This window comes from Streptomyces cahuitamycinicus, from assembly GCF_002891435.1.
Lineage (GTDB): Bacteria > Actinomycetota > Actinomycetes > Streptomycetales > Streptomycetaceae > Streptomyces > Streptomyces cahuitamycinicus.
On record NZ_POUC01000623.1, the window covers coordinates 1 to 3,439 of the forward strand.

The 3,439-nt window shown below is 70.5% G+C and carries 1 pseudogene; it reads left to right on the forward strand.

The annotated features are described in order from the left end of the window. Positions 1 to 3,439, forward strand: a pseudogene (locus C1J00_RS45720) (hypothetical protein); the annotation flags it as partial.

Here is a 3,439-nt window from a genome sequence, read left to right on the forward strand (position 1 = left end):
AGGCGGGGGAGGCCACGGCGGGGGCGGCCGGCGCGCAGCCCGTGCCCGATGTCGACCTCGTCGGCTACACGGACGCGGCGAAGAACCCGAACCTCGTCGAGGAGCGGCGTAAGGGTACGGCCCCTCTGCCCAGCCTGTCCTCCGCCTCCGGCGCCGCGGTGCCGGACACGGCATCGCAGGAGGCCACGCCCGACACACCCCGGGACGCAGCGGCACGCTCCGAGGAGGAGGAAGGGAGCGGCAGCGAGTCCTTCGAGGTTCTCCTGAGCGGCACGGCCGACGGGCAGCAGACTGATCCGTCCGCAATCGGCGGTGGCCTCGGTACGGCGTCTCCCGGTGCGGCCTCGACGGCGGACGCCACCGGGACGGACCCGGACCGGGCGCAGTCGGACGAACGCAAGGAGGACGCCGAGGCCGCGCGGCGCGACGAGGAGGCCAGGGCCTCGGACGCCGCTGCGGGCGGGGCGCCCGTGGGGCCCGGGGAGACCGCCGCGCCGGACCAGTTGGCCAAGGCGGGTGAGGACGCCCGTGCGCAGGGTGCGGGTTCGCCGTCGAGCGCCGGCACGGAGAAGGGCGGCGGCGAGAGCCAGACTCAGAGCGCCAAGAAGCCGGAAGCGGGAGCTCCCGACCGCAGCGGCGGCAAGGAGGCCGACCCCGGGGGCGAGAAGGGCAAGGACCAGCAGGCCGACAAGCCCGAGGCCGGCTCGGCGAACGGCCGGGGTGAGACCGCCGGGGACCAGGGGGCGACGGCTCCCGCACCCGAAACGTCACCCGGCGGCGACCAGGAAGCCACCGAAGGCAAGGGCCCGGCCACCACTCCCGCCCCGGAGAGCGGCCCGGACAAGGTCTCCACCCCGGGACCCGCGAGCGCGCCCAAACTGGCACCGGGCAACGGACCTTCGCCCATGGCCGCAGGCCCCGAAGCGAAGACCAAAACGGCCAAAGCCGCCGAGTCCCCGGGATCCGGCGGAGCATCGGGCGGTTCCACGGGCTCGCGCTCCCGTCCGGCGGGCAGCAAGCGCCAGGCGGCACGAAAGGCCGCGAAGACCGCCTCACGCCGGGGCGGCGGAGGCGGCGGCCGCAAGTCCCCGGCGCCCGCACCCGTCCGCTCCGGCGGCCGCACCGCCGCATCCGGCGGATCGAAGGCCAAGGCCAAGAAGGAGGCTCCGGCCCCGGACGTCTCCAACGCCACCCCCGAGTCCGGCCTGTCGACGGCCGCGGGGCTCAAGCCGCACCAGGCCCTGGAAACGCTCAAGGGCGTCGGCAGCGCGGTCGGCCGCTCGGTCGACAAGGAGCGCACCACCCTGCGCAAGGCGCCGCCGAAGATGCAGCGGCCCTCCGGCTCCCCGCGCACCGTCCCCGGTGGCCCGCAGGCGGCGGCCCCGGGCACCTACACGAACGCCAAGGTCGCCCGTACGGACGCGGCCCAGGGCAAGACACCCGAGATCGGCGGCGAACAGAAACCGGAAGGCGAAGTCCCGGGCGCTGACGTGCCGGAGCCGAGCTGGTGGGACATCGCCGTCACCATCGGCGCCCAGCTGTTCGGCAAGCTCCTGAAAGAGGTCCTTCCGCTCGACGACCTGATCGACTCCATCCTGGGGCTGCCGACCAAGGACGAGGGGCTGCAGAACGCCCGGGTGGGCGACGCCCCGAGGCTTCCGCTGGAGAACGACTCGGACCCGCAACGCACCGACGAGCAGGGCCGGAAGCTCGACGAGCGGAAGAACGAACTGCACCGGTCGGGACGTGACGACGCGGCCCGCCCGATGGGCGAGGACCAGATCTATCCCGACGTGCCCAAGGAGACCCTGACCGGCAAGGTCTCCGGGGGGAAGAAGACCGCGAAGGGCGGCGGCGCGCGGTCGGTGTCCGGCGGCGGAGTGCCGATCGAGTCCGCCTCCGCCGTGGCCGAGCACGACCGGGGTCCGCAGATCCAGGCGGGCTTCTCCCAGGGCCGGGACAAGATGGGCCAGGAGCGCCAGGCCAAGGACAAGAAAGCTACGGACGACCGCAAGCAGCATGACCAGGACCTCCAGAAGGAGGTCTCCGCCAGCGGCAAGAAGCAGTCCGACGCCCGCGACAAGGGCCGTTCCGACATCGCCGGCTCACGGGACCAGTGGCGCAAGGAGCAGGACGACAAGGTCTCGGAGATCGACGACAAGAAGGGCAAGAAGTACGACAAGGTCCGCGACGACATCAAGAAGAAGGAGGAGGACACCGACAAGGACGTCGACAAGCGGACCGAGGACGACAACAAGAAGATCGACGACGAGCAGACCAACGCCGAGATGGAGGCGGAGAAGAAGCAGGCGGACGGCAAGGACGACGCCGACAACTGGCTCGAAGAGGCCATCGAGAAGCTGAAGGAGTTCTTCGAGGAGCTCAAGAACGCCGTCAAGGCCGTCTTCGAGAAGGCCCGCGAGATCGTCACCGACCTCATCGACCAGTTCAAGCAGCAGGTCTTCAAGCTCATCGACGACGCCCGCAACTGGGTCATCGACCAGATCAACACCTTCGCGGACGTGCTGATCGCCCTCGGCGACGAGCTTCTCGCCGACTACCCGGCGATGCGCGACAAGTGGCGCGACACCATCGACGGCGCGCGCGACTGGGCCGTGCAGAAGGTCAACGAGTTCGCCGACGCGCTCAAGGAAGTCGCCGGAAAGCTCCTCGACGATCTGTGCGGCGCGCTCCAGGCAGGCCTCGACCTACTGGAAGGCGGCCTGCTGGCAGCGGTCGACATCGCGGAGACGGTCACGGTCGGCGCGCTGGAGTTCGGTGCCGCCGCGGTGGCCGCGCTCGGCGAGTGGGCGGCCATCTTCAACGACATCGTCTCCGACCCGGGCGACTGGATCAGCAAGGCCGGTGCCGCCGCGGAGACGGGTGCCAAGGAGCACCTCTTCGAGGAGACAAAGGCTGCCGTCAAGGCCTGGTTCGACCAGAAGGTCCAGGAGATCATCGGCATTCCGATGGAGGACTTCCAGGAGCTGATCTCCGGCGGGGTCACCGTCGAGCAGATGGCACAGATGGCCTGGGACGAGGCAGTGCCTCAACTGCCGGTCATCATCGGCGTGCTGGTCGTGGAAAAGGTCGTCGCCAAGCTCATACCCGGCGCCGGCTGGGTCGCGGCCATCATCGACGCCCTCCAGATCGCCTGGGGCGCCCTCAGCGAGATCCTCGCCGCCTTCGGCCTGTTCATGGACTTCCTGAAGTCGGTCAAGAGCGGCAACGGCGCCCTGCCCTTCGCGAAGGCGGTCGCCGCGGGCGTCGTGGCGCTGCTGGAACTCATCTACGAGTTCCTCATCGAGGGCGTCAGCCGCTTCATGGGCAAGGTGGCCGAACGACTCGGCGACATGCTCAACGGCCTGCGCAGGAAGAAGAACAAGCCGGGCGAGTCCGACGCCCCGTCCCCGCCGGACGCCCCCACCAAGCCCAAGGA